This window comes from Vibrio sp. 1874 (genome assembly GCF_033344395.1).
Taxonomy (GTDB): Bacteria; Pseudomonadota; Gammaproteobacteria; order Enterobacterales; family Vibrionaceae; genus Vibrio; species Vibrio alginolyticus.
This window is the reverse complement of record NZ_JAWPOR010000127.1, coordinates 1-1,169: the sequence shown is the minus strand read 5'-3', so window position 1 is coordinate 1,169 and position 1,169 is coordinate 1. Positions and strand designations below refer to the sequence as shown.

At 44.5% G+C, this 1,169-nt stretch carries 1 protein-coding gene; it reads left to right on the top strand.

Translation table 11 applies throughout. The annotated features are described in order from the left end of the window. Positions 1-161: 161 nt before the first annotated feature. The gene (locus R8N46_RS25030; protein WP_159404068.1) at positions 162-1,130 is read left to right on the top strand and encodes an IS30-like element ISVa6 family transposase; all 969 of its coding nucleotides are present in this window, start codon (positions 162-164) and stop codon (positions 1,128-1,130) included. Positions 1,131-1,169: the final 39 nt, after the last annotated feature.

Here is a 1,169-nt window from a genome sequence, read left to right as displayed (position 1 = left end):
AAACACTTAGCTGACTTGAAGTGAGAGCGCCAAGCGTTGTGAATCCCTCTTAAATTGCTTGTTATGTGACTTGGATTCAAGTACGAAGTGCGACACCTCTGAACATAAAAACAGTGAAATGCGATAATCATGAAGTTTGCTCCCGCCAAGAAGTAAAAAACATGAGATACACGCACCTCACTGAGAACGAAAGGTATATGATTTCTGCGCTCAGAAAGCAAGGGATTAGTACCGCTAAAATAGCTAAACAACTGGGGCGTCACAAAGCCACTATCTATCGAGAAATTGAACGCAACTCCCGATACAACAGACACTTTAAAAGGTACTCCTATCAGGCATGGAGAGCCCAACAAATGGCTCGCAACCGGCTGAGTCGCTCGCGCAGAAATAAGCGCTACAGCGAAATCGACTTTAGGTTACCTGAGGCCTTGCTACGACTGGACTGGAGTCCTGACCAAATCGTCGGATACCTAAGGGGAAGAGGCTATCCAACAATGAGCCACGAGCTCATTTATCAGCACATTTGGAATGACAAAACTCTCGGTGGAACACTATGGAAACACCTACGCCAATCCACCAAGAAAAGGCGTAAAAGGTATAACTCAAAAGACAGCCGAGGTCGGCTGGCAGCAAAGCGTCATATTACCGAAAGACCAGCAAAAGCTGAACATCGAAAAGAGCCTGGTCACTGGGAAATTGATACCGTCGTTGGCCGCGGAACCAAGCACTGTATCGTGACTTTAGTCGACAGAATGACTGGCTACACTTTTATTGGGCAAATGGACGATAGGACAAGCGAGTCGCTCAACGTAAGAATGAGCAAAATCATGACCCGCTCTGACTTACCTTTTAAGACGATAACTGCGGATAATGGCACTGAGTTTCATGGTTACGCACAACTAGAAAAACACCATAACTGTCTGTTTTACTTTGCAAATCCATACCACTCATGGGAACGAGGGACTAATGAAAACACCAATGGCTTGATACGACAATACTTACCAAAACGAACTTCTATGTCACACGTAACACAGAAGCTCTGCAATGAAATTGCACACAAATTAAATACACGCCCACGCAAAAGGCTTGGGTATAGAACACCAACGGAGTATATTCATGCGCATCTGTAAAAAGTGTCGCACTTCAAACTTGATACTAAGCTAATTTTA